Origin of the sequence: Sulfurimonas sp. (assembly GCF_041583195.1) — a bacterium.
Taxonomy (GTDB): Bacteria; Campylobacterota; Campylobacteria; order Campylobacterales; family Sulfurimonadaceae; genus Sulfurimonas.
The window spans coordinates 1-23,602 of the sequence record NZ_JBFHGL010000016.1; the positions used below are offsets into that span (position 1 = coordinate 1).

30 protein-coding genes are annotated in these 23,602 nt (G+C 33.8%); 1 reads left to right on the forward strand and 29 read right to left on the reverse strand.

Annotation, left to right across the window (positions count from 1 at the left end; all coding sequences use genetic code 11):
* The 22 genes from ABZA65_RS11535 to ABZA65_RS11640 all read right to left on the reverse strand — a co-directional run.
* The coding region (locus ABZA65_RS11535; RefSeq protein WP_373073787.1) for a DNA topoisomerase IV at window positions 1–1,321 on the reverse strand (1,321 nt) is incomplete at its 3' end.
* A 36-nt stretch (window positions 1,322–1,357) separates the two neighbouring features.
* Window positions 1,358–2,122, reverse strand: coding sequence for a flagellar biosynthetic protein FliR (fliR, locus tag ABZA65_RS11540; protein WP_373073789.1), 765 nt, complete (start codon window positions 2,120–2,122; stop codon window positions 1,358–1,360).
* A complete protein-coding gene (locus ABZA65_RS11545; protein ID WP_373073791.1) occupies window positions 2,122–2,766 on the reverse strand; it encodes an ABC transporter ATP-binding protein in 645 nt (214 codons plus the stop codon). Before ABZA65_RS11545 ends, fliR begins: the two co-directional genes overlap by 1 nt.
* A gap of 78 nt (window positions 2,767–2,844) precedes the next feature.
* A complete protein-coding gene (tsf, locus tag ABZA65_RS11550) occupies window positions 2,845–3,900 on the reverse strand; it encodes a translation elongation factor Ts (protein ID WP_373073793.1) in 1,056 nt (351 codons plus the stop codon).
* A gap of 2 nt (window positions 3,901–3,902) precedes the next feature.
* Window positions 3,903–4,682: a 30S ribosomal protein S2 gene (gene rpsB / locus ABZA65_RS11555; RefSeq protein WP_373073795.1), complete on the reverse strand. Its 780-nt coding sequence runs from the start codon at window positions 4,680–4,682 to the stop codon at window positions 3,903–3,905.
* A gap of 231 nt (window positions 4,683–4,913) precedes the next feature.
* Entirely contained in the window at window positions 4,914–5,381 is a 468-nt protein-coding gene (gene bcp, locus ABZA65_RS11560) for a thioredoxin-dependent thiol peroxidase (RefSeq protein ID WP_373073797.1), read from the reverse strand.
* A 126-nt stretch (window positions 5,382–5,507) separates the two neighbouring features.
* Entirely contained in the window at window positions 5,508–5,963 is a 456-nt protein-coding gene (locus tag ABZA65_RS11565; RefSeq protein WP_373073799.1) for a DUF420 domain-containing protein, read from the reverse strand.
* Window positions 5,964–6,569: a DedA family protein gene (locus tag ABZA65_RS11570; protein ID WP_373073801.1), complete on the reverse strand. Its 606-nt coding sequence runs from the start codon at window positions 6,567–6,569 to the stop codon at window positions 5,964–5,966.
* On the reverse strand, window positions 6,562–7,020 hold the full coding sequence (locus ABZA65_RS11575) for a DUF1566 domain-containing protein (protein WP_373073803.1): 459 nt from the start codon (window positions 7,018–7,020) through the stop codon (window positions 6,562–6,564). The genes ABZA65_RS11570 and ABZA65_RS11575 overlap by 8 nt, the downstream gene beginning before the upstream one ends.
* Window positions 7,013–8,029: an undecaprenyldiphospho-muramoylpentapeptide beta-N-acetylglucosaminyltransferase gene (gene murG / locus ABZA65_RS11580; RefSeq protein WP_373073805.1), complete on the reverse strand. Its 1,017-nt coding sequence runs from the start codon at window positions 8,027–8,029 to the stop codon at window positions 7,013–7,015. Before murG ends, ABZA65_RS11575 begins: the two co-directional genes overlap by 8 nt.
* Window positions 8,026–9,198, reverse strand: a complete 1,173-nt coding sequence (locus ABZA65_RS11585; protein WP_373073807.1) for an FtsW/RodA/SpoVE family cell cycle protein — start codon at window positions 9,196–9,198, stop codon at window positions 8,026–8,028. Before ABZA65_RS11585 ends, murG begins: the two co-directional genes overlap by 4 nt.
* Window positions 9,199–9,208: 10 nt before the next feature.
* On the reverse strand, window positions 9,209–9,736 hold the full coding sequence (locus ABZA65_RS11590) for a DUF6115 domain-containing protein (RefSeq protein ID WP_373073809.1): 528 nt from the start codon (window positions 9,734–9,736) through the stop codon (window positions 9,209–9,211).
* The gene (locus ABZA65_RS11595; RefSeq protein ID WP_373073811.1) at window positions 9,736–10,263 is read right to left on the reverse strand and encodes a hypothetical protein; all 528 of its coding nucleotides are present in this window, start codon (window positions 10,261–10,263) and stop codon (window positions 9,736–9,738) included. The genes ABZA65_RS11590 and ABZA65_RS11595 overlap by 1 nt, the downstream gene beginning before the upstream one ends.
* On the reverse strand, window positions 10,260–11,120 hold the full coding sequence (mqnP, locus tag ABZA65_RS11600; protein ID WP_373073813.1) for a menaquinone biosynthesis prenyltransferase MqnP: 861 nt from the start codon (window positions 11,118–11,120) through the stop codon (window positions 10,260–10,262). The genes ABZA65_RS11595 and mqnP overlap by 4 nt, the downstream gene beginning before the upstream one ends.
* A 60-nt stretch (window positions 11,121–11,180) precedes the next feature.
* On the reverse strand, window positions 11,181–11,858 hold the full coding sequence (locus tag ABZA65_RS11605) for a Crp/Fnr family transcriptional regulator (protein WP_373073815.1): 678 nt from the start codon (window positions 11,856–11,858) through the stop codon (window positions 11,181–11,183).
* A gap of 55 nt (window positions 11,859–11,913) precedes the next feature.
* Complete coding sequence (locus tag ABZA65_RS11610; RefSeq protein WP_373073817.1) at window positions 11,914–12,339, reverse strand: Hsp20/alpha crystallin family protein; 426 nt, start codon at window positions 12,337–12,339, stop codon at window positions 11,914–11,916.
* An 86-nt stretch (window positions 12,340–12,425) separates the two neighbouring features.
* The gene (gene tkt, locus ABZA65_RS11615; protein ID WP_373073819.1) at window positions 12,426–14,345 is read right to left on the reverse strand and encodes a transketolase; all 1,920 of its coding nucleotides are present in this window, start codon (window positions 14,343–14,345) and stop codon (window positions 12,426–12,428) included.
* A 4-nt stretch (window positions 14,346–14,349) separates the two neighbouring features.
* Window positions 14,350–15,198, reverse strand: coding sequence for a polyprenyl synthetase family protein (locus ABZA65_RS11620; RefSeq protein WP_373073821.1), 849 nt, complete (start codon window positions 15,196–15,198; stop codon window positions 14,350–14,352).
* 53 nt (window positions 15,199–15,251) lie between these two features.
* Window positions 15,252–16,232 (reverse strand): PDZ domain-containing protein, encoded by a 981-nt coding sequence (locus tag ABZA65_RS11625; RefSeq protein ID WP_373073823.1) that lies wholly within the window; start codon window positions 16,230–16,232, stop codon window positions 15,252–15,254.
* Window positions 16,233–16,550 carry a YbaB/EbfC family nucleoid-associated protein gene (locus tag ABZA65_RS11630; protein WP_373073825.1) on the reverse strand — a complete coding sequence of 106 codons (318 nt, stop codon included), beginning with the start codon at window positions 16,548–16,550 and terminating at the stop codon, window positions 16,233–16,235.
* On the reverse strand, window positions 16,550–16,915 hold the full coding sequence (gene panD, locus ABZA65_RS11635; RefSeq protein ID WP_373073827.1) for an aspartate 1-decarboxylase: 366 nt from the start codon (window positions 16,913–16,915) through the stop codon (window positions 16,550–16,552). Before panD ends, ABZA65_RS11630 begins: the two co-directional genes overlap by 1 nt.
* A 10-nt stretch (window positions 16,916–16,925) precedes the next feature.
* The gene (locus tag ABZA65_RS11640; protein ID WP_373073829.1) at window positions 16,926–17,309 is read right to left on the reverse strand and encodes a ferredoxin; all 384 of its coding nucleotides are present in this window, start codon (window positions 17,307–17,309) and stop codon (window positions 16,926–16,928) included.
* A 204-nt stretch (window positions 17,310–17,513) separates the two neighbouring features.
* Here ABZA65_RS11640 and ABZA65_RS11645 point away from each other — a divergent pair, with 204 nt between their 5' ends.
* Complete coding sequence (locus ABZA65_RS11645) at window positions 17,514–18,065, forward strand: porin family protein (RefSeq protein ID WP_373073831.1); 552 nt, start codon at window positions 17,514–17,516, stop codon at window positions 18,063–18,065.
* Here ABZA65_RS11645 and ABZA65_RS11650 read toward each other — a convergent pair.
* From ABZA65_RS11650 to rpsD, 7 genes are all read right to left on the reverse strand, one after another.
* Complete coding sequence (locus tag ABZA65_RS11650) at window positions 18,062–19,360, reverse strand: UDP-N-acetylmuramoyl-L-alanyl-D-glutamate--2,6-diaminopimelate ligase (protein ID WP_373073833.1); 1,299 nt, start codon at window positions 19,358–19,360, stop codon at window positions 18,062–18,064. The two genes, ABZA65_RS11645 and ABZA65_RS11650, sit on opposite strands and share 4 nt — an antisense overlap.
* The gene (locus ABZA65_RS11655) at window positions 19,350–19,943 is read right to left on the reverse strand and encodes a hypothetical protein (protein WP_373073835.1); all 594 of its coding nucleotides are present in this window, start codon (window positions 19,941–19,943) and stop codon (window positions 19,350–19,352) included. Before ABZA65_RS11655 ends, ABZA65_RS11650 begins: the two co-directional genes overlap by 11 nt.
* Before the next feature lie 13 nt (window positions 19,944–19,956).
* Window positions 19,957–20,232, reverse strand: a complete 276-nt coding sequence (locus ABZA65_RS11660) for a NifU family protein (RefSeq protein WP_373073837.1) — start codon at window positions 20,230–20,232, stop codon at window positions 19,957–19,959.
* Window positions 20,233–20,335: 103 nt separating this feature from the next.
* Window positions 20,336–21,466: an aldo/keto reductase gene (locus tag ABZA65_RS11665; protein ID WP_373073839.1), complete on the reverse strand. Its 1,131-nt coding sequence runs from the start codon at window positions 21,464–21,466 to the stop codon at window positions 20,336–20,338.
* Between the two features lie 103 nt (window positions 21,467–21,569).
* Window positions 21,570–21,920 (reverse strand): 50S ribosomal protein L17, encoded by a 351-nt coding sequence (gene rplQ / locus ABZA65_RS11670; RefSeq protein ID WP_373073841.1) that lies wholly within the window; start codon window positions 21,918–21,920, stop codon window positions 21,570–21,572.
* Window positions 21,921–21,930: 10 nt separating this feature from the next.
* Entirely contained in the window at window positions 21,931–22,923 is a 993-nt protein-coding gene (locus ABZA65_RS11675) for a DNA-directed RNA polymerase subunit alpha (RefSeq protein ID WP_373073843.1), read from the reverse strand.
* Window positions 22,924–22,943: 20 nt separating this feature from the next.
* The gene (gene rpsD, locus ABZA65_RS11680; RefSeq protein ID WP_373073845.1) at window positions 22,944–23,570 is read right to left on the reverse strand and encodes a 30S ribosomal protein S4; all 627 of its coding nucleotides are present in this window, start codon (window positions 23,568–23,570) and stop codon (window positions 22,944–22,946) included.
* Window positions 23,571–23,602: the final 32 nt, after the last annotated feature.

Consider the following 23,602-nt stretch of genomic DNA (forward strand, 5'->3'; position numbering starts at 1 on the left):
CACTATCTAAGTCATCTTCCAATTTAGATTCATCTAGTTCATCTTCTAAGTCCGTCTCTTCGAGACTTTCAACTTCATCACTTGTATCTTCCAAAGCCAATTCATCTAAATCTGCTTCTTCTAGATCATCAAGATTTAGTTCTTCATCTTCAGCACTGTCTTCTAAATCTTCAACTTCATCACTTGTTTCTTCAGAAGTTGCATCTTCAAGATCATCTAGGTTTAGATCATCATCCAAATCAGACTCATCCAGTTCATCTTCTAAATTTAGTTCATCTACACTATCTAAGTCATCTTCCAATTTAGATTCATCTAGTTCATCTTCTAAGTCCGTCTCTTCGAGACTTTCAACTTCATCACTTGTATCTTCCAAAGCCAATTCATCTAAATCTGCTTCTTCTAGATTATCAAGATTTAGTTCTTCATCACTTGTTTCTTCAGAAGTTGCATCTTCAAGATCATCTAGGTTTAGATCATCATCCAAATCAGATTCATCCAGTTCATCTTCTAATTCACTATCATCTATTTCTTCTGTCTCTGCTTCTTCTAAGAGATTCTGAACTTCTTGTAGTTCGTCTTTATCCAAAATAGAATCCGAATTATCTTCTTCTAAATCAAGATCATCTAAGTTTAATTCGTCGTCAAGTTCTGTGTCACTGTCATCATGGTCTTCTAAATCTAAGTCATCTAAATTTAAATCTTCATCCAGTTCTGCATCGTCAGCCTCTTCTTCCAAATCAAGATCATCTAAGTTTAGATCATCATGAATTTCATCACTATCATCATGATCTTCTAAGTCTAAGTCGTCTAAATTTAAATCATCATCTAGTTCTGTTTCATCTACTGTTTCAGACAACTCTGACTCATCAGAATCTTCCAGTCCCTCTAGTTCTTCATCTAAATCATCAAGACCCTCATCCATAGAATCTAAGTTTATTTCTTCATCATCTATAGAATCTAATTCATCTAAAGCAATATCTTCTTCAATCTCATCTTCTAAGTCATTATTTTTACCTAAATGTGATAAGGTTTCCACTAAGTCTGTAGGTAAAAAAGGTTTTTTGATCACAGATGTAAATCCTTCCACTGTATCTGCATCTTTTGCACAAATATATAAAGATTTTTCATATTCTATTTTAGAAGCTAATTCCACCATGAACTCATCACTATACATAGAATCATCTACAATTATTAGATCATATGAAGATGTTTTTAAGTCTTCTGTATTCGATACTACATCTAATTCATTTGAAGTTTTTTGAGCACTAAGCGTTACCAATTTATTTACGACTGGGTTATCATTTAATAGTAAAATTTTCAAGACTTTTTCCTTTGTAGTTATTGTATCAAAAAAAAACTAAAAAAGTATTTCCAGATAGTTAAATGCTTCTTGAACATGCCCTTTAAACACTAGCATTGTAGATGTAAGGATAGCTATCAGAACTATAAATGCAAAAGCAATTTTAATAGGAAAACCAATTACAAGTAAGTTAAACTGCGGCATAGTTTTCATAAGCATACCAAATATAACATCTTGTAAAAACGTAAGTGCGATAATAGGAAATGCTATTAAAAATCCTACAAAAAACATTTTAGATGATGCCTCTATTGTATACTTAAATAAATTTTCTTGCATCAAAAACCCACCTAGTGGAATTTGGGAAAGTGAATCATTGATAAATAACAACAACCAATGATGCATATCTATTGATAGTAAGATCATCAAGGCTAAAAGTGACAAAAACTGTGAGATTATAGGCATTGATATACCTGTTTGCGGATCAATAGCACTGGCCATTGAGAAACCCATCATAAAAGATATCTGTCCTCCAGCGAACGTAATAACATTATATGCTAACTGAAGAATAACACCAATTGCTAAACCAAAAAGTATCTCACTCAGTATTGCAATAATTATACTTGGTACAGTTATAGGAATGTCCAAAGGCGGCATGGATGAATAAAATACAATTGCAAAAACAAAAGCTAAAGAAGCTTTTATAGTTTGTGGTATGTTTTGATGAGAAAAAATTGGAGCTGCCATAAACATAGCAGCAAAACGAAAGAACAGAAGTATAAATCCAATAACATAGTTTTGAGTGAATACTTCAGCCCAACTCATTATTTTACTCTTATCAATTCTTTATTATCTAGTTTATAAACAACGTCACACTCCATTGCAAACTCGTCATTGTGAGTTACTAAAACCATGCCTGCATTTTCTTTATCTATATAGTCAAAAAATATTTTTTTAACTTCATCACTGGTAACATGATCCAAATTACCAGTAGGCTCATCTACAAAAAGAATTTTAGGTTTTTTTGTTAAAACTCTGGCTATAGATATACGTTGTTGCTGTCCACCTGATAGTTCAGTTACTTTTTGCTCTAAAGTATGCTCTACTCCAAGATTTTTCAAAAGTTCTTTATCTATATTCTCACCTGATAGCATTGCTGAAATTTCTAGATTTTCCTCTACTGAAAAACCGCGGAAAAGATAATGCTGCTGAAAAACAAGACCTAGTTTTTTTCTTTTGATCTGCTCAAGTTCTTTTGCATTCATAGTAGATATATTTTTACCAAAAAGAGATACTTCTCCTTTATTTGGAGATAATAATGTAGATAGTATGTTTAAAAGAGTTGATTTTCCGCTTCCACTTAGACCTATTATAGCTATGCTCTGTCTCTCTTCTAACTCTAGTGAGACATTTGAGAAAAGCTCTGTGTCAAATGAATGGGATATATTGTTTGCTTTTAATAAATTCATGGTTGAATTATAGCAAAAAAAAAGGCTAGAACCGAAGTCCTAGCCTATAAAGAAAAGTGATAGTTAAAAGCTTAACTATTAAGCCATTTGTGCAGCAACTTCTGCTGCGAAGTCGTCTGCAGCTTTTTCAATACCTTCACCAACTTCTAAACGGATAAAGTCAACGATCTCAGCAGTTCCGCCAAGAGCTTTAGCAGCAGCTTCAACAGCCTCTGCTACAGTTTTTTTATCATCTAGTACATAAGTTTGATCAAGTAAAGCTTGTTCTTTATCTAAAGTAGTGTTATCATCGATAAAACGAGCTAATGAACCAGGGATGATTTTGTCCCAGATTTGCTCAGGTTTACCTTGTTCTTTTAACATAGCTTTGATATCTTCTTCAGCTTGTTTCATAACTTCATCAGTTAATTGCATCATTGAAACGTAAGTAGGAACATTTTTAAGAGGTTTTTTAAGACGAGCTAACTCTTCGTTCTCTTTTTTAATAGCTTCAATTCTACCTTTAGTTTCAGACTCAACAAATGCAGCATCGAAATCTTTATATGAAAGTGTTTGAGGTTTCATTGCAGATGCGTGCATTGCAACTTGTTTCATAACATCTCTCATACCTTCAGCAGTTTTAGCTGAATCACATTTAGCTTTAACAACAACAGCGATACGGTTGTTTGAGTGAACATAACCGTTCATAGCAATAGTATCATCTTCAGCTTCTAATGTACCAAAACGACGAAGTTCAATTTTTTCACCGATTTTAGCAGTTTCTTCTGTGAAGTATTTACCAAACTCAGTTGACATAACTGCATCTACATCAGCAGGTTTGTTAGAATATACTTCTTCAGTAGTTTTAAGAACTAGATTTTGGAAACCTTCATTCTTAGCAACGAAGTCAGTTTCAGAGTTAATCTCAACAACAGTAGCTTTTGAAAAATCATCAGCAATTTTAAGACCAACAAGACCTTCAGCTGCAACACGCTCACTAGCTTTTTTAGCAGCTTTAGCAATACCACGCTCTTTTAGCCACTCTGTTGCTTTTGCCATATCTCCATCATTCTCAACTAACGCTTTTTTACAATCCATCATCGGCGCATCTGTTGCTGCGCGTAATTCTTTAACTTGTGCTGCTGTAACTGCCATGATTATGCTTCCTCTGTAGTTTCTACTGCTTCTTCAGCTGGTGCTTCAGTTGCTTCTGCTTGAGCTTCTTCAATTGCTGCTTCACTATCTTCACTTTGACCATCTCTTAATGCTTTACCTTCATTAATAGCTTCAGCCATCTCTTTACAGAAAAGTTGAATTGAACGGATAGCATCATCATTACCTGGAATTGGGTAATCGATTACATCAGGATCACAGTTAGTATCTAGTGGAGCTACAACTTTGATTCCAAGACGGTTAGCTTCTAATACTGCAGTGTGCTCTTTAACAGCATCTACAACGAACATCATATCCGGTAAAGTTTTCATATTACGGATACCACCGAAATATTGCTCTAATTTCTCTTTTTGACGAGAAAGCATTAAAGCTTCTTTTTTAGTTAAAAGATCGATTTGACCATTTTCTTGCATATCTTCGATAACATCAAGTTTACGAATAGATTTTTGAATAGTTGGGAAGTTAGTAAGCATACCACCTAACCATCTGTTATCTACATACGGCATACCACATGAGATAGCTGCATCACGTACTGAAACACGAGCTTGTTTTTTAGTACCAACGAAAAGAACAGTTTGTCCTTCAGCTGCTGCATCTACAACGATTTGGTATGTGTTACGGAAATAACGTAAAGTTTTTTGTAAATCGATGATATAAATGTTTTTACGAACACCGAAAATGTATTTTTTCATTTTTGGGTTCCAACGACGAGTTTGGTGTCCGAAGTGTACACCACACTCCAATAGGTCTTTCATAGTTACCATATAAGGTCCTTTAAAGGCTTCGTTTACGAGCCAGAATTTTCACTAGTTTTCTTTGAAAATGTCGGACAGGTCTTTCTAAAAATAGGAAGTTGCACTAATTTTTTGACATAATCTGTTTAATATTTTCTTGTGCATTGCAGAAGAAAAATCGCGCAATTATACCGAAAAAACTTTTAACTTAAGCTTGATTATTAATTTTAGTGGTAGGTAAGATTGTAGAGATAAAGATCTCTACTTTTGAAGTTCTGCTAATGTTTCTTTAACTTTTTCTACGTGACCTTTTACACGTACTTTTTCAAAAACAGCTTTTACTACACCTTGTGGATCTATTATATAAGTTGTACGAACAATACCCATATACTCTTTTCCGTAGTTTTTCTTTAACTGCCATACACCGTATTCTTGCATCATTTTTGTATCTTCATCACTTAAAAGAGTGATACCTAAGTCTCTCTTCTCTATAAAGTTACGATGCTTTTTAGTAGTATCTGCGCTTACACCTAGTATGATCGCATCCAGATCAGCAAAGTCAGGAAGAGCTTCTGTAAACTCACAAGCTTCCGTAGTACATCCTGGCGTATTATCTCTTGGATAAAAATATAAAACTACCCATTTCCCTTTTAAATCACGTGAACAGATCTCTACATCATCTTGGTTTGGTAAACAAAATTCCGGCGCTTTCGCATTAACTTCAATCATATTATACTTTCCTTATCTATAAATATTTTATTATTTATACACTTGTCTCTATTTTGAGCTCCCGTGAATATTTTTACAAAATATTCCATACGCTCAAGACAAGTACATCTTTTAGCGGGACTATAATTAGTAGACAAATAACAGCATATAAACCCATATGCCACTTAAAGATGTTAAAACAATTGCGTTGAAAGTCATTTTACCCATCTCTTTGTGTTTACCTTCACGCAGGTACTTTTTCGCACGTCCTAGTGCTAATATCCATATGAAAAGTGTTGCAACAGCTATTAAAATATGTATAATTAAAACTATTAAAGCGTAGTGATGGGCAACTCCGCTGTCTTTAATAAAAGAATCGAATCCGCCTCCTATTCTAACTCCAATTTCAAAATATGCAACTACTATAACAGATACAACAAATAAAACATATTGAGCTATTTGGTGTAATTTATATTTTTTAATTTTTGCAAAGTAGATAACTCCCATCATTAAAAAAGGTAAAAGAGCAACTATTAAAGTTACTAAATCCATAAAAAAAGGTGCACGTGTTCCTAAGAAACCACTCTCAAACATATAATTCATCTACTTTATCCTCTTTGTTTTTTGATATCTGTAATATAAAAAGAAAATTATACCCAATATAGCTAAAATTATATATATTATTTGTTTCAGATATAGGTCTATCAATTCTTTATTTTCACCAATATAATATCCCAAAATAGTTAAAATCAGTGCCCATATCCCAGCACCCAAAGTTGTGTATATAGAAAATACAGCCAAATTCATGCGACTGAGTCCTGCAGGAATAGATATTAATTGACGAATTCCAGGGATAAGTCTGCCCGTGAAAGTCGATATAGCACCGTGAGCTTCAAAGAATGAATCCATTTTTGAGAGAGCGCTCTCTTTTATAAAAAAATACTTGCCGTATCTTTGAAGTATTCTTCTTCCAAGCAATAGTGCCAAATAATAGTTTATAAATGCTCCAAGTAAACTACCACCTACTCCGCTTAGCATAATCATTAAAATGCTCATTTTTCCCTCAGATGCCAAATAACCAGCTGGTATTAAAACTATTTCACTTGGAAAGGGTATAAATGATGATTCTACTGCCATTAACAAAAAAATACCCAGGTATCCCCAGTCAAAGATTAGATCAACAAGATCTTGCGCAAGCTCTCTAATCATTAGTACTTCTTACACATCTAACATAGTTTGTATCGGTTCTTAATTCCCATACTTCTCCACCATGATTAAAATATAGTGCCCATACATAGCCATCTTTAATATCTATTTTGTCATTTGTCCAATAACCATAAGGAGTTACATTTTTAAAACCGCTTTTTATAGCAGGTGTTTTAGATTTATCCACTATTGTTTTTAGCTGTTCTTTTGTTGGTAGATGCCAATCTTCATGTCCATTTGCATAAAGTTCTTCACAATAACTTACAGCATCAAGCCAATCTTTTTTTAATTGTTTTGTTTGATTATTATCAATCCATGTATAACCGGTTGTTTTATCTGTAAATACATCTAAGTTTTGTGAAACTTTTTTTACTGTTTCAGTTTCTTTTGTATCTGAACAACCTAAAAACAAGAGTGTAAAAAATATAAAAGTTATAGATATATATTTAGACATATTTTTTTACCTCTGAGATCATTTTTGCAGCTACATCTTTATGTGAATAATTTAACAGTGCTTCGCTTTTTTCTTTTAATGGCTCTTCTATTACGTGAAGAAGTTTTGAGCGTAATTCCTCACCCTCACGTTCACACCAACCTAGATTATTTTCAACTATGAACTGTGCATTATAATACTGATGATCAGCAGCTGCATATGGATATGGGACAAACAAAGCAGGACAACCTGAAGCTGTTAATTCCCAAAGAGTTGAAGCACCTGATCTACTAACTGCCAGATCCGCATTTGCAATTAATGCCGGTAAATCTTTAGTAAAGCCATAAACCTCAGCATCAACACCTTTTCTTTCATACTCGGCCTTGACTCTCTCATAATCATTTTCACCTGCTTGGTGTATTATATGTATGTTCTTTTTATTTAGTTTATGCGCTACACTTAAAGCCAGATCGTTAATTGCCTTTGCTCCTTGGCTTCCGCCTAAAAAGATGATAGTTTTTAACTCATCTCTAATACGAGCATTTTTAAAAAACACATCTTTTACAGGATAACCTTTTATTGGAGAGTTTTCATCATAAGCGGATATAAACTCTTTTGCATATGGTTTTAAAAGAGCATTCAATCTTCCCTCTATTGCATTTTGTTCATGTATAAAAAGCGGTTTAAAAACACTTAATGTTGCCAAAGATGCAGGAGCTGCCGAGAATCCACCAACACTGTATGTAGCATCTATATTATGTTTTTTTAAAATACTGCGGGATTTAAAAAAAGCTAAAAACACTTTAAATAGTGCCTTTAATTTTCCAAGCCCTTTTTGATTAACAACACCTGTAGTATCTAAAAAATAAACATGTGAAAACTTGGAGTTTTTTTCAAAGTACTTTCTGTCCTGACCTTTTAGTGAACCTATAAAAACAGCTTCATGACCTTCCTTGACACAAGCCTCTACTAAAGCTTCTGCTATCATAAGATGCCCTCCGGTACCACCGCCTGTTATACAAAGCTTCATAGTTTTTTCTCCAAATCTACCTTCTTGCTAGCCATTAAGATCATACCAATTCCTATAGATGAAGCTAATATTGCACTACCACCGTAACTCAAAAATGGAACTGATATACCTTTAATAGGTGTAATCCCACTTATACCGTATGCATTTACTAAAAATGCAAAGCTAAGCATCAAGCCAATCCCAAGTGAAAAGAGATATATATGTGAGTCAATTGAGCGGTTTGCAATTGTAAAGATGCGTTTTATAATCCACATAAATAAAAATACAACTAATGCAACTCCGACAAAACCAAACTCTTCAGCAAGACCTGCTAAAACAAAGTCTGTATGAACTTCTGATAAAAACCCTAGTTTAAAAGTACCGTTTGCAAGTCCGACTCCAAAAAAACCACCGTTATGGATAGCATTTATTGAATGCCCGATTTGATAAGGAACAACCTCTGTAGGTACTCTTAACTCATTTGCTAGAGCTGCCGGTAAAAATGAAAGAACAGTATCTTGAGCAGATGCCCACCAAGACTTAATACGTAAGATCCTATGCTCAGCCGTAAAAATAAACAACAAGAAAAATGCAAGTGCACCTAAAAGTAAAGAGAGGAAGAATCTAAAACTGCTTCCTGCAAACATCAACATAAAAAGCAGAGTCAAACCAAGCACTACAACCTGACCCAAATCATTTTGAACAAAGGCTATTATGAACATAGCACCTATAAATACTACTGCATATGGAGCAAAACGTTTAAACTCATTTGTTAGCCCCATATCATCATGGTGACCAAGTTTTCTTGAAAAACTCCAAGCTAAAAAGTATATAAAACCTATTTTGAAAAACTCAACCGGTGCTATAGAAAAACCAAAAAGTTTAATCCACCTTTTTGCACCACCGACAGCTGATACGAAAGATTCAGGTAAAAATGGCATAGCTATCATCAAAATAGTTGATCCGAAAAATAAAAAGAATCCAAGTGGGGTTAAATGTTTATTCGGATCAAGCTGAGCAACTACCCATATTGTCAGTATACTTAAGATGCCGAAAATTATCTGTCTAATAGCAAAATGAAATTCGCCAACTCCAAAAAGTATAGTAGTGTATGCCGATAAAGTATATGATAATACTATACTAAAACCTATCATAATCGCTACTAATGTAAAAAGCTTTCTGTCTGCCACTATATATCCACTACTTGATCTTGTTTATTTTTAAAACAAATTCAACTTCGGCTTTTGATATATGAAGTTCTTTTGAGATCGTCTCAACATCGATTCCCTGCTTATAAAGTGCTATAACTTTTTCATCATCATTTCCGTGAATTGAACCGGGAATAGAGATCTGCTTAACTCCGCTCTCTAAATTTGAGACACGTGAATCAACTTGAGCTTCAATCATATCAACGCTATCTTGCATCTGTTTTAATGCTTGGGATAACGGGTGGACAAGATCGTATACACTTCTCTCAATCTCTTGATATATCTCTTCATCACTCATATGTTTTGAATTTACTTTACTTTTAAGCTCTATCTCTTTTGTATTCTTTTTAAGATAAAAAATTTCTCTGTTTAGATCTTCAACTACAGATGCAATAGAATGTATATTTTTATTGTATTGTGCATCTTTGGAATATACATAATAGAGTAGATAAAGTATGATGCCAGCCATAACTACAATAATATATTCTAATTGAAAATACTGCATATATTGTGCTGGCATCAATCTTCCTTCTTCTGTTTTGCTTCTCGGATCAGTACACGTTCACGCGCAGCTAAATATGAGCTCCACTCTTTAGCATCACGCTCATGTATTCTCTGTATCTCGGCTAATGAACTATCCATTGCTTTAAAATAAACAGCTACATCTCTTTTTGGATGAACCGGCATTGTGACACGTCCATAGTACTCACATCCAGTTTCAAAAGCACCCTCTTTTATATGAAAATGATCATGCCCTATAGAGTCAATGTCCGCTGCGGTATCTAATTCAACTCTTTTTGGTTTTTCACCCTTTATAGTCATCTCTAACTGGTCTATTTTTCTATGAAGTTCAACCATAAGGTTTAATAGCACATCATCAGTATCACGTGTTTCACCTCTAGCCTTTGCAAGCTTTAGCCACTGGCTTATAGGATCCTCATCACTATCACTAAGCTGATGAAACTCTCTATCATAATCTTCTAGTTTTGCATCTGAGAGTTTTGAAAACTCTAAAGATATTGGTGCAGGTATTAAACGAACGCTCATGCTGCTAACCTATCCATAACTATTAAAATAAAAAAGAATATTCCAAGATAACCGTTAACCGTAAAAAAAGCCCTGTCTATTTTTGTAAAATCTTTACGCACTAAATGGTGTTCATACCCAAGCATAAATGCACTAAGCACAACAGCAGTATAAGCAAAAATACCTAGTCCTGCTACCCATACAAACATTGCCCAAAATATAACGCTTAAACTATGAAAAATAAAAGATATAAACAGAGTAGCTTCAGGACCATATTTAGATGGAATTGAGTGAAGAGCATTATCTTTATCAAAATCTATATCCTGAAGTGAATACAGCAGATCAAATCCAGCTACCCAGAATATTACACCTAGTGATAATAAAACAGACCAAGGTGTTATCTCGGCACTTACGGCAACTACACCTGCTATTGGTGCCAGACCTAATGATATACCTAAAACTACATGTGCTAATGATGAAAAACGTTTAAAATAAGAGTAACTTCCAAGAACAAAAAGGATAGGAAAACTAAGCCAAAAAGCTAAAGAGTTGATCATATATGCTACGGCAATAAATACAAAAGCATTTACACCTATAAAAATTAAAATAGAGTTTGCATCTATACGACCATCTACACTAGGACGGCTTTCAGTTCTAGGATTTTGTCCGTCTATATCACGATCAGCATAACGGTTTAATCCCATTGCAAAATTTCTTGCACTAACAGCAGCAAGTACTCCGAATATAAGCAATGTAAAACCAAACCATCCATCAGCTGCAACTATCATTGCAATAAATATAAACGGCAGTGAAAAAATAGAGTGTTCAAACATTACAAGTTCGTTAAAATCTTTTATTTTATCTATATATTTTTGCAAACTAATCCCCACAAATTATCATTTTAGATATTCTATCCAAAGATCGATTAAACTTTAAAATTAATATTTTAATTTGTCTAATAAATGTTTTAAGTTTTTTAATTTTATATGTTTACGTGAAAGCTCAATAATACCCTCATCTTTAAGTTTTTGAAGGTTTCTGTTAACAACTTTTCTAACACTTCCAACAAGTGATGCTAATTCTTCATGGGAAAGATTATCTATAAGATTTAGTTTTGTAACTCCACCGTTTGTATCAATATTTCTACCAATCAGTCTTAATATACGGTTATATACATCATATAAGGAGAGATCGACGGCCAACTCTTCTGAATCTCTCATCTGTTTGGCAAGATATGGAAAAAAGAAGCTCTTAAACTTAGCATCACTATGAATAAGTTCTCGTACATGTCCAATAGGTACTTCTACTACTTCACTATCTTCAATAACTGTAGAGGTATATTCATGTTCTTCGCCATCAAGTAATGTAATTGTATCGAACATATCACCACGTGTTAATATACTGATGGTTTGCTCTTTTGCAGTGTCTGGATTTATTTGCGAGATCTTTATCTTCCCACTCATAATGAAGTAAAAGTAGTTCATAGTGTCATAACTATCAAAAGCCATTTCACCCTCTTCATACTTTATTAGTTTTTTATTAGATACTAAATCCGGTAATTGAAGGACAGGCTCATCATCAGTAACAACACTATGAATCAAGTCTTGATTAGACAAAACCAACTCCTACTAGTTTTGTCTAAATTGTATCAGTCATTAAATGAACTTTTGCTTATTTAACTTCAATCCTTTGAGTGTTTTTAGGTTTGGCAAGTTTTGGAATTACTACTTCTAAAACACCGTCTTGAGTACTTGCATCTATATTTTCAGTATCTGCGTCATCAGGAAGTGTAAATGTTCTAGAAAATTTTCCAAAACGTGTTTCTATTCTATAGTAGTCTTCCTCTTTTGTCTCTTCTTTGAAGTTTCTCTCAGCTGTCACTGTCAGAGCATTTTCTTTAAGATCTATTTGTATATCTTCTTTTTTAATTCCTGGAAGATCAATATCTAGATGGTAAGCAAACTCACCCTCTCTAGTGTTTACATTTGGAACAAAAGTAGCCACGTTTTCTTCTGAATCTAAAACTCTTTTTGCACCAAAAAGTCTACTCTCAATATCTCTAATTTCTTTAAATGGATTATAAGGTGTGATTAACATTTTGAACTCCTTTGTTTTTAATTTCGAGAGAAATTTTAACCTATAAGGTAAAAGGAGTTCTGCCACTTAAGTGGCATTTCGTAGTTTTATTGTATTTTTTCTAAAATACTATCAACAGAGAAACCGAATTTCTCAAATAACTCTCCTGCAGGAGCAGATGCACCAAAGCTATCCATTGCAATAACTTCATCCGCAAGTCTGTACCATTCCATACCGCGAGCAGCTTCAATAGCTACCTTTTTAGTATCTGGTTTTATTATAGAATCTATATATGCTTTATCTTGCTCAATAAGAAGGTCAAAACAAGGAACCGAAACTACATTAGCATTTACACCTTTTTCATTTAAAGCTGTTTTTACATTTAACGCCAACTCTACCTCAGATCCACTTGCCATAAGTGTGATCGAAGCATTATCATCAGATGCTAATAAGTAACCACCTTTACTAGCTTCGCCGTTAACAGCTTTTGGTAAAACTGAAAGATTTTGACGTGAACACACAAATGCACTTGGTGAATTTTTCATCTCTAGTGCCACTTTCCATGCTTCAACATTCTCTGCGCCATCAGCCGGACGCCATACATAAAAGTTAGGAAGTGCACGGAACTGTGAAAGGTGCTCAATAGGTTGGTGAGTCGGACCATCTTCACCTACACCGATAGAATCATGAGTCCAGATGAAAAAGTGCTGGATACCACTTAGTGCAGCTATACGAGCAGATGGTTTTAAGTAATCTGAGAATACAAAGAATGTAGAAGAGAAAGGTAAAAGACCACCGTATAATCCCATAGCATTTACAATTGAAGCCATAGCATGCTCACGGATACCAAAGTAGATATTTCTTCCCTTTGGAAATACACCCATATCTTTTAGATCAGTTTTGTTAGAAGGACTAAGGTCTGCTGAACCACCAATGAAACTTGGGATTGCACGTGCAATAGCATTTATAATTTTTCCGTTTGTGCTACGAGTAGCATCAGCTTTGTCAAATTCAGGCCACTGAATTCTTGAAAAATCTGGATTTTGAAGTGCTTCTAGAGCTTCATTTTGCTCCATTAAAGGCATAGTTTTTTGTGAATGAACCCACTCACGCTCTTTTAGATCACCATCTTCAATAGCGCATCTAAATCTTGCCATTACATCTTCATCTACATAGAAACTTTTTTCAGGATCGAAACCTGCGTCCGCTTTTGCTTTTTTAATTACATCTTCACCTAAAGGAGCACCGTGAGAGTGGTGAGAACCTTCTAATTCACCTGCACCTTTTGCAATTACAGTGTTTGCAATGATTAAAGTTGGTTTAGTATTAGCTTTAGCAGTTGTTAAAGAGCTGTCTATCTCATCAAAATTGTGACCATCACACTCTAATACATCCCAACCTTGTGACTCAAAACGTTTACGCATATCTTCAGAGATACTAAGATCAGTTGACCCCTCAATAGTGATACGGTTTGAATCATAAATAACTACTAGGTTATCTAATTTGTTGTGTCCAGCAATTGAACAGGCCTCATATGAGATTCCCTCTTCTAAGTCACCATCACCACATAAACAGTATACATTATGGTCTATCATAGATGCAGTCTCAGAATTTACCTGAGCACCCATAAACTTTGAAGCCATTGCAAATCCTACAGCATTTGCTATACCCTGACCAAGTGGACCTGTAGTTATCTCAACACCCTCAGTATGACCATATTCAGGGTGTCCAGGAGTTTTAGAATTTAACTGACGGAAATTTTTTAAATCTTCAAGTTCTAATCCATATCCCCATAGATAATAAAGTGAATATATAAGACCAGTACCGTGTCCACCTGAGAATACAACGCGATCACGATTTAACCATGATGGATTTTTAGGATTATGATTCATATGCTCACTAAGTACTACTGCAATATCAGCTAATCCCATTGGAGCACCAGGGTGACCTGAGTTTGCTGCTTGAACCATATCTGCTGCTAAAAACCTAATTGTGTCTGCCATTTTTTGACGCATTTGATTGCTCATCTAATTAATTCCTATGTCTGTTTATGTATTTTGTAAGTAGTGATGATAGAGACTTTTTCAAGTTCTCATCAAAATTATTCAACTCATCTGAGAGTTCATCCGCAATAGTATTTGCTTCTTTCATAGACTCTTCAAGCCCTATCAAAGTTACAAAGCTATTTTTGTCTTCATCATTATTTGTTAGCTTTCCAGCTTCTTCGTCGGTTTGAGTAACATCTAGTATGTCATCTTGAATTTGGAATAATACCCCAAGTTTTATTCCAAAATCATAAAGTTTTTCACCTAATTTTTCATCTCCGACTATAATTGCACCCATCTTTAGTGAAGCTGCAATTAGTTTAGCTGTTTTATTTGTGTGAAGAACTTTTACATCATCAATGCTAAGTGGTTGATTTTCAAAGTAGCAATCAATTGCTTGACCTAAAACCATACCGTTTAAACCGCCATTTGTTGCAAGTTCACGTATAAGTTTAACTCTAGTGTTATCTGAGAAAGGTGCATCTGCTAAAACTTCAAAACTATATGTATTTAAAGCATCTCCAACAAGGATTGCCGTTACCTCGTCATATACTACATGCAAAGTAGGTTTTCCTCTGCGTAGAGGTGAGTCATCCATAGCAGGAAGGTCATCGTGGATCAGAGAATATGTATGTAACAATTCTACAGCATACGCAGCATGCCTTGCACCATCAAGCATAAGCGGGTTTACAGCTTCAACTACACCTAGTAAAAGAGCCGGACGAAACCTCTTTCCACCAGCTAAAAGCATCTCGTGCAAAGCTTTTTCATATGTAGGATGTATAGACTTAGATACCGGTAAATTATCTTGTAAAAACTTCTCAAAATTTTGCATATGAAATTCTATTATTTTTCTTGTTAATTACTTATTAAGGTTATGAAATATTTTTAATTAATATTCACAAAAAATTGGAAGTTATCTCTTAAAAATAAAAGTGATGCCTGATGTTTAAAATCATCTATGTTTTCTCTTATATCATCTATTGAGACAACTTTTTTACCATTTACCTGTAGTAGTTTATCACCAACTTTAAGACCATAGCCCTTATAGTCGTTTGTAATTTTCATTATTAATAAGTCATTATTAAAATAAAGACCTTTTGCCTCTAAAAAAGTATCCCCAATCTCTCCGCCTCCGTAGCGTTTTTTAGATATAGCTTCTACAGAGATTATTTTTCCAACTCTTTTGACTTTTAAGATATGCTTTTTACCAATTGGACTAAAAAGGATTTCACGCATTAAATGTCCAGCATTCTTTATTTTTTTTGAATTGATCTCTAAAACTACATCACCTTTTTTTAACTTAATAGTGTTATCAAAAGGATTGACTCTTTTAATTATTGTTTTGTTGTTTTGTTCTTCTACTCTTATTCCAATATCGCTATATTCGATTTTTTTCTTTTTTATAAAATTATCTATATACTCTTTTTCAATTATCCCTTTTGGTGTAACTAAACCTTCTATTGCACAACAAGAGCTTAACAAAAGAGATGGTGTATTAACTACCTCACTAAATGTTGCCAACTTGTTTAAACCGATCTGTTTTGTTTTTATGACTCCCTCAATCGCCATCTTGTTATCCACTGAAGCTTGCCCAAGTGAGAGTTTGTAATTTGTTCTGAATGGATATTTGAAATTTTGTTTAACTTCAATAATATATAAATTTAAAAATGGATCATGCTTAATAATTTTAGCATTTGGTTTTATATTTGAGTATATTAATTTTTGATGTTTTGAGATTGGAACTTGTATCATTTGATTTTGCAGTGCTTTTGAGTCTTGAACTTTTTTAACACAAGTTTGATAGCCACCTTTGCAGGCTAGTAGGTTTATAAGAAGAAGGTTAAGAGCGAGGAACACTCTTAACATCTACTTTGCTCCAAAAGGGTTCATTCCACCCATCCCGCCAAGCATATTAAGTGCCGAATTTTGTTGGTTTTTTTGAACCATATCGTATGCATCATTCATTGCACCTATAAGGAGAATCTGGAGTGAGTCTTTATCTTCTAAAAGAGAATCGTCAATATTCAGATCAACAATCTCTCCTTTTCCGTTAATACTCACTTCAACCATTCCTCCACCGGCTTTTACACTGAATGTTTTTGACTCAAGTTCAGCTTGAAGTTTTGATGCATTTTCCTGCATCCCCTCAAGCATTTTACTCATATCGCCCAGATTGCCAAACATTAGATACTATCCACTATCTCGTCGATGTTGTTTTCATCATTTAATAAAACAACTTTAGGTTTATAAGTTTCTAGGTCTTTTTCATTATATGAAGCGTATGCAACAATAATAATTTTATCACCTTTATGAACTTTACGTGCAGCAGCACCATTTAAACAAATGTCACGCTTACCGCGCTCACCTAAAATAATGTATGTAGAGAAACGCTCACCGTTATTGATATTTAATATCTCTACTTTTTGACCTACACGCATTTTTGCAGCTTCCATTAATTCTTCATCAATAGTAATAGAACCCACATAATTTAAGTTAGCATCTGTAACAGTCGCACGGTGAATTTTGCTATAAAGCATTTCTATATTCATAAAAAACTTCCTACATTCCCATCTGTTTTTTCATATCAGCAGGTGAGATAGCATTATCCCATAGTTCAGAGTCTATAACATACTCTTCAACTACATTACCTTCCATAATATGTTCTGATACTATTCTATCAATTTTTTCTTTAGTTAACCCTGTATACATAACATGACCAGGTTCAACTAACATTACTGGACCAACATTACAACGGTTCAAACATGCAGTTCTGATAGGTTGAACTGTTCCCATAATACCTTCTTGCATAAGCTTTTGAGCTAGGTATTGGAATAACTCTTGAGACTCTGGATTTTGTGCTGATACACATGATGGTTTTGGCATACCTGGAGGTGCTGATTGTTCACATTTAAAGATATAAAAAGCTGGTTGAGGGATTCCCATAATTTCTTCCTTTTGCGTAGCATTCGCAATTTTATGAGCGCAATTTTTAAATAAAATTGCAACCAGAAATATTGCCATAAATGAATGCTATGTATGTTTATTAAATAAATTTTGCGCAATTATAGCAAAACCTTTCCATATATATAAGTTAAGAGATAACTTATTTGGATATAATTCAAAAAATATTAATATTGGGAACAGAAATTGAAGTCATTTATAATAATTCTTATGCTTTTATGCTCATCTGTATATGCGGATGCAAAACTATATCTTGGACTTGGTTATGCAAATATCAATGAAAAATTTGACAATTTAGATGTAAAAAGAAAATCATTAGATGCTGGAAGAATAAAAATAGGTTACGGTATTAGAGAAAATTATGCGATTGAGTTGTCTATCGAAGGGATTAAAAACGAGGCTAAAATATTATCTGACAGAGATGAAGACAGATATGGAGCGAATATAGAATTAGTTAAATCTCTGGATTTAGATACTTTTATATATCCATATTTCAAAGCAGGTTTTGGTGCTGGTTCAATGAAAACAACAAGAGATGATACAGAACAAAGTCTAAGTTATGGAAATTTCAACTTTGGGCTTGGAACATATATAGCAATAAATGAGCACTTTGATTTTGAATTAGGCTATGAATATAAACAGATATCTTATGAACGCATAGACTTAGATGCTACAACTAAAATAGGATATAAATCAAAAGCCAATGTTTTCTATTTTGGACTTAATACAAGATTCTAAGTTCTTTTTAGAATCTCTCTTATAACTTCCCTATCATCAAAAGGGAGTTTTTGATCATATATAATTTGATACGCTTCGTCACCTTTTCCCAGTACAACTACAACTTCATCGCCAGTCTGATCATTTAAAGCACTCTCAATTGCTTTTTTACGATTTACTTCAACTTTAACGTTAGATTTATCTTCAATACCTGTTAGTATATCTTTTATAATCTCATCAGGATCTTCTGTTCTTGGATTGTCACTAGTAATATATATCTTTTTAGCCAAATTTGATGCCACACGACCCATAAGTGGACGTTTTGATTTATCTCTATCACCACCTGCTCCAAAAACTACTAAAAGATCTTTCTCTTTTAAAGCATTAAGAACTTGAGCCATACCATCTGGTGTATGAGCAAAATCAACTATTACATTTGGTTCTTCACTAACCTGTTCCATTCTACCACTAACACCTGCAAAATTATCTACCACTTCTGCTATCTCTTCAAGTTTTTTACCACTAAGCAGATGTGTGGCCGATATAGCTGCCATTAGATTATATAGATTAAAAAATCCATGAAGCGAAGATGTAAAAGGAACTACTTCATCTTGCATATGTTGTATTATTCCGCTTGAAGCATTGTTAAGTGAGTATGCCATCAGTTTATAAGTAGCTGGATTTTCTATGCCGTATGTATATGTATTTTTTACATTGAATGATGCTTTAGTTTCATCTTTATTGATTAGTTTTTTTGTCTCATCTTGAAAAAAACTATTTTTTACGGCTATATACTCTTCAATTGTTTTATGATAGTCTAAATGGTCTTGAGTAATATTTGTAAGTATTTTTAACTCAAACTTTAAGCCCTCTATACGCTTTTGTACTATTGCGTGAGAACTTACTTCCATAATAAAAAATTCGCATCCGGCTGCTACAGCCTGATATATGTGAATATATGTATTTAAAACACTTGGTGTTGTAAGGCTCTTACCTTCTACAACTTCATCATTCATAAAAAATCCACGTGTACCTTGAAAGGCAGCTTTATATCCTAAATCAAGTAAAAAAGAGTATATGGCACTGGCAGTAGTCGTTTTACCATTAGTACCTGTAATACCGACTATTTTTATTTGATCAATTCCAAAAAGTTCTGCTATCTCGTCAATTTTTATTATTGAGTGAGCGTTATGATCTTTAGCATTTTGAAGATATTTTTCATTTTGGTTTGTGAGAACAAACGCTGTTTGTTCATCGCACTCTTGTGAATTTTCAGTTACATATTTGAAAGCTTGGTTTGGTAGCTCAATTTTCAATAATTTTGCCTTTAGATAGTTTAGTCAACAGCTTTCTTAATTTGTCATCTGTAGGATACGCACTCAAAGCACCCTCTAAATAGTTTAAAGCCATTTTGTTAAAACCGTGTTCAATCAAACTATCCAAAAACTCTATAAAATCTTCTTTTTCACTGATGATCACACGTGTTGAAAACATGATATTCTCAAATGTTTCTTTAAAGCTAGTACCGTTCTCTATTATTTTTTTGAAATCATCATAAAGTATTCCATCTTCATACTCTAATCTGTCACGAATAGGCTCTGCAAACAACTCCCCCAAACTATCCATGCTACCATCCATATTTGATAATAACTCAGACATAATAACATCAGCTTGCTCACTATCTTCCTCTTTTAGAATTTCATAGTAATCAAACAATGCTTCTGCTGCACCTTCACCGCTCATAGCCATTTCAGATAATATAACACCGTTATACGCTTCTTTAGAGTTTGGATAGTTTTGTAATACAGTAGCAAATTTTTCTAATGCTGTTTCAAATTCTGCTTTTGAAAAGCTATCTTTTGCTTGTGATAATATTTTATATTTGCTTATTACACTCATAACATCCCCCTTCTTAAAGATTATCTATATCATTTTCCATTCCAACAGGAACATTAACCACTGTTATTTCAGGGTGTATATCCATACGGAGCTGTCTCTCAATTCCATATTTTAAAGTTGTCCCACTACTCGAACATCCTACACATGCACCTTTTAGTTGAACATATACACTTCCGTTTTTAACAGCTATAAAATCAATATCTCCGCCATCTAAAGCGATAGATGGTCTTACTTTGTCAATAACACGTTTAACAGGTGCTACCAACTCTTCGTCACTAAAGGGAATCATCTTCTTCCTTATTGGTATTAAAAACTTTTAAAATTTGTAGAGATAAACCATTACCAATTTTAATAACATAAAATATGATAAAAGGGCTTAACAAACCATAAATTTATAACTCTAAACTTATAATTTCATCTACATAGGAAGGTTTTCTCATCCCTACAGCTATATAATCAATATCGTCTATATTTAGTAAATGCTTTATTGCGCATTCCTGCATTTTGAGCTTACAATCTTTAAAAACTTCTTTTAAAGCTATCCTAGTTTTTTTTGCACATTCATACTCAACCATTTTTTTATATTCAATCAAAAATAGATCTATAAAATTTAGCATTGTTTGAGCATTTTGCTCATCTATATTTTTTAATGCTTTTTGCATATGTGGAATAGCCTGAGTATAAAGAAAAGTTTCATAATCACCTACCCAGCCGAACTTATGTTTAGATGCATCTAACTCTTCAAAAAGATTAAACAAAGGCTTTAAAAGCTCATTATCGGTAACTTCTAAAAGTTCATTTAGATGATGATAATACTCATGGCTTTCATCATAATCAGCCAATCTGTACACTTGATTATTTGTTATTCCATTTAAAGGTCTTGTAGCTATTACTCTTAACCCTTGTTCTTTTGCCCATTTTGCACATCCTAAACCTTCGTTTTCCAGTATATTTATGGGCAACTCTATTGTGCTGAAGCTATGTTTCTCATTTTTAAGCTCATGAGCAGCTTCCATAGCCAAGGTAACAAGATCTTCATACGGTAAGAACTTATCATCTTTATGTATTACCGAAAATGCCTCACTACTGATCCCATAAGATTTAATCTTTCCGCTTTGAACTAATGTTTCACACTCTAAAAAAGCTTCAAAAATCAACCTATTCATCTCATCTAATCTATCATCTTTAGATATCCCATCTTCAATAGCTTTGTATAGTACTGATTCAGGATTTTCGATCATATAACATGAAATTGAATTCAATTCAAGATCTTTTAAAGAGTTTTCCAAAACTTCACTTGGATTAGAATTAATATCAAATTTTGTTATTACTTCAATGTTATCTCTTATATCATCTTCAAACTCTCTAAAAGCTAAAGCAATCGTACGCTGAGCACCTCCATCCATATATTTGGGTGATGTGTCAATCATTCTAATGCCAGATTTTATAGCCTCTTTTAAAGCTTGTAGATGTTGTGGATTATGTTCTGAAATTCTTTGTGTACCAAAAATTATTTTACTCATGATTATCCTATACAATTTAGAGAAAGATTTTTAAGTGTGGATGCTAAACGCTGAAAATCAGCGCTAGGCGGGAACTAAGGAATAAATCCTTAGAAATTAGTAATTAAACTAATTCGATAAATGCCATAGTAGTAGCGTCACCACGGCGAATACGAGTACGAGTGATTCTTGTATAACCACCGTTACGCTCTACATATTGAGGAGCGATTTCTTCAACTAATTTCTTAGTTGCAGCTTTGTTTTGAAGTGATGCGTATACAGCTCTGTGAGCGTTAGAATCACCCTTACCAGCTACTGTAATTAATTTTTCAACATAAGAGCGAAGCTCTTTTGCTTTCATTGCAGTAGTTTCAATTTTACCATGTTCAATTAACGAAATACTAAGATTTGCTAAAAGCGCCTTACGGTGTGCACTTGTACGTCCTAGTTTACGGTATCCATGACGGTGTCTCATCATTATTTCCTTATTTTGCTTCTATTTGTTTTTTAAGAGCATTTGCTACATCATCAGCTAAATCAGCGCCAACTTCGTAACCAAACTCTTGAACCTTCTCAACTATCTCATCATAAGATTTTTTACCAAGGTTTTTAACGTTTTTAAGATCATTTACACTCATTAGTACAATCTCACCAACTAAAGAGATGCTTGAACGGTCAAGACAGTTAAAACTTCTAGCACTTAATCCTAATGAATCAATGTGTGTAGTAAGTTTTTTAAGATCTGGTGACTCTTCAACTCTTTCAATTGTAGTTGGAGCTTTTACACTAATTTCACTGTTAAATACAGCAAGTTGAGCATACATAACTTCTAAAGAGTTTCTAAAAGCATCTACTGGTGAAATCTGACCATCAGTTTTAATGTTTAATACAACTCTTTCAAAGTTAGGATTATCTTCAACAAGTACATTCTCTATCTTATAAGTTACACTTCTAACAGGTGTAAAGTATGCATCTAGAGCGATGTATCCATCTTCTAGCTCATCTGAAGTATCTTCACTTGGAACATACCCAATACCTTGAGCTATTTTAATAGTAAAGTTTAACGTAGCATCTTCATTTAATGTAGCTAAGTGTGTATCTGGAGTTACAACTTCAACTTCATCATTAGTAAGATCACTACCTTTTACTGAACAAGGCCCTGCAAAACTATAATCGATCTTTGCTGAGTCTACATCACCATTAAGCTTAAAGCGAATCTCTTTAAGATTTAAGATGAAGTCAGAAATATCTTCAAGCATACCACGCACAGAGTCAAACTCGTGCTTAGCACCCTCTATTTTTATAGCGATTGGAGCATAACCTACTGAGCTACTTAATAAAAAACGGCGAAGTGGGTGAGCTAAAGATATTGCATATCCCGTCTCAAACGGGTATGCCATTATGTTAGCTTCGTTATCACTAATTTGTTCTACCTCAAATTGCTGTGGAGCTAGTGGAGTAGTTTTGATCTTTTTCATTTATACGCCTTTTTTATTTTTTATTTAGAGTAAAGCTCAACGATTAAACGCTCTTCTACAGGAATTACAACTTCTTCACGTTCTGGTAAACGAGTAAAGATTCCGAAAACTTTTTCATTGTCAGTATCAACCCATGGAGATAAACCAGTTTGGCTAGTTAATTCCATAGCACGAACAACTTGTGGGTTAGTTTTGCTAGATTCTTTAACCTCAATTTTCTGACCAACTTTAACGCGGTAAGAAGGGATATCTAATTTTTTACCATCAACTAAGATGTGACCGTGAGTTACAAGTTGACGAGCAAATCTACGAGTAGATGCAAATCCCATTCTGTAAACTACATTGTCAAGTCTTTGTTCAATTAAAGTAATAAGGTTTGTACCTGTATTACCATCACGTCTTTTAGCTTCAACGAATAATGCACGGAATTGCTTCTCAGATACACCATACATGAATTTAGCTTTTTGTTTCTCATTTAGTTGTAAACCATACTCACTAGTTTTACCACGACGTTGACCGTGTTGACCTGGAGCATATGGTCTTTTATCTAAAGCAGATTTACCTGCTAAACGACGCTCACCTTTAAGGTTAAGGCTTACACCAAATCTTCTTTCGATTTTTTCTACTGGACCTCTATATCTTGCCATCAGTAATCTCCTTAAACTCTACGACGCTTAGG

Bases quoted from the DNA above. Each gene is read 5' to 3' on its own strand.
- fliR (WP_373073789.1), bottom strand. From the start codon at position 2,122: ATGAGTTGGGCTGAAGTATTCACTCAAAACTATGTTATTGGATTTATA.
- ABZA65_RS11545 (WP_373073791.1), bottom strand. From the start codon at position 2,766: ATGAATTTATTAAAAGCAAACAATATATCCCATTCATTTGACACAGAG.
- tsf (WP_373073793.1), bottom strand. From the start codon at position 3,900: ATGGCAGTTACAGCAGCACAAGTTAAAGAATTACGCGCAGCAACAGAT.
- rpsB (WP_373073795.1), bottom strand. From the start codon at position 4,682: ATGGTAACTATGAAAGACCTATTGGAGTGTGGTGTACACTTCGGACAC.
- bcp (WP_373073797.1), bottom strand. From the start codon at position 5,381: ATGATTGAAGTTAATGCGAAAGCGCCGGAATTTTGTTTACCAAACCAA.
- ABZA65_RS11565 (WP_373073799.1), bottom strand. From the start codon at position 5,963: ATGAATTATATGTTTGAGAGTGGTTTCTTAGGAACACGTGCACCTTTT.
- ABZA65_RS11570 (WP_373073801.1), bottom strand. From the start codon at position 6,569: ATGATTAGAGAGCTTGCGCAAGATCTTGTTGATCTAATCTTTGACTGG.
- ABZA65_RS11575 (WP_373073803.1), bottom strand. From the start codon at position 7,020: ATGTCTAAATATATATCTATAACTTTTATATTTTTTACACTCTTGTTT.
- murG (WP_373073805.1), bottom strand. From the start codon at position 8,029: ATGAAGCTTTGTATAACAGGCGGTGGTACCGGAGGGCATCTTATGATA.
- ABZA65_RS11590 (WP_373073809.1), bottom strand. From the start codon at position 9,736: ATGCCAGCACAATATATGCAGTATTTTCAATTAGAATATATTATTGTA.
- ABZA65_RS11595 (WP_373073811.1), bottom strand. From the start codon at position 10,263: ATGAGCGTTCGTTTAATACCTGCACCAATATCTTTAGAGTTTTCAAAA.
- ABZA65_RS11610 (WP_373073817.1), bottom strand. From the start codon at position 12,339: ATGTTAATCACACCTTATAATCCATTTAAAGAAATTAGAGATATTGAG.
- tkt (WP_373073819.1), bottom strand. From the start codon at position 14,345: ATGAGCAATCAAATGCGTCAAAAAATGGCAGACACAATTAGGTTTTTA.
- ABZA65_RS11620 (WP_373073821.1), bottom strand. From the start codon at position 15,198: ATGCAAAATTTTGAGAAGTTTTTACAAGATAATTTACCGGTATCTAAG.
- ABZA65_RS11625 (WP_373073823.1), bottom strand. From the start codon at position 16,232: ATGTTAAGAGTGTTCCTCGCTCTTAACCTTCTTCTTATAAACCTACTA.
- ABZA65_RS11630 (WP_373073825.1), bottom strand. From the start codon at position 16,550: ATGTTTGGCAATCTGGGCGATATGAGTAAAATGCTTGAGGGGATGCAG.
- panD (WP_373073827.1), bottom strand. From the start codon at position 16,915: ATGAATATAGAAATGCTTTATAGCAAAATTCACCGTGCGACTGTTACA.
- ABZA65_RS11640 (WP_373073829.1), bottom strand. From the start codon at position 17,309: ATGGGAATCCCTCAACCAGCTTTTTATATCTTTAAATGTGAACAATCA.
- ABZA65_RS11655 (WP_373073835.1), bottom strand. From the start codon at position 19,943: ATGAGTGTAATAAGCAAATATAAAATATTATCACAAGCAAAAGATAGC.
- ABZA65_RS11660 (WP_373073837.1), bottom strand. From the start codon at position 20,232: ATGATTCCCTTTAGTGACGAAGAGTTGGTAGCACCTGTTAAACGTGTT.
- ABZA65_RS11665 (WP_373073839.1), bottom strand. From the start codon at position 21,466: ATGAGTAAAATAATTTTTGGTACACAAAGAATTTCAGAACATAATCCA.
- rplQ (WP_373073841.1), bottom strand. From the start codon at position 21,920: ATGAGACACCGTCATGGATACCGTAAACTAGGACGTACAAGTGCACAC.
- ABZA65_RS11675 (WP_373073843.1), bottom strand. From the start codon at position 22,923: ATGAAAAAGATCAAAACTACTCCACTAGCTCCACAGCAATTTGAGGTA.
- rpsD (WP_373073845.1), bottom strand. From the start codon at position 23,570: ATGGCAAGATATAGAGGTCCAGTAGAAAAAATCGAAAGAAGATTTGGT.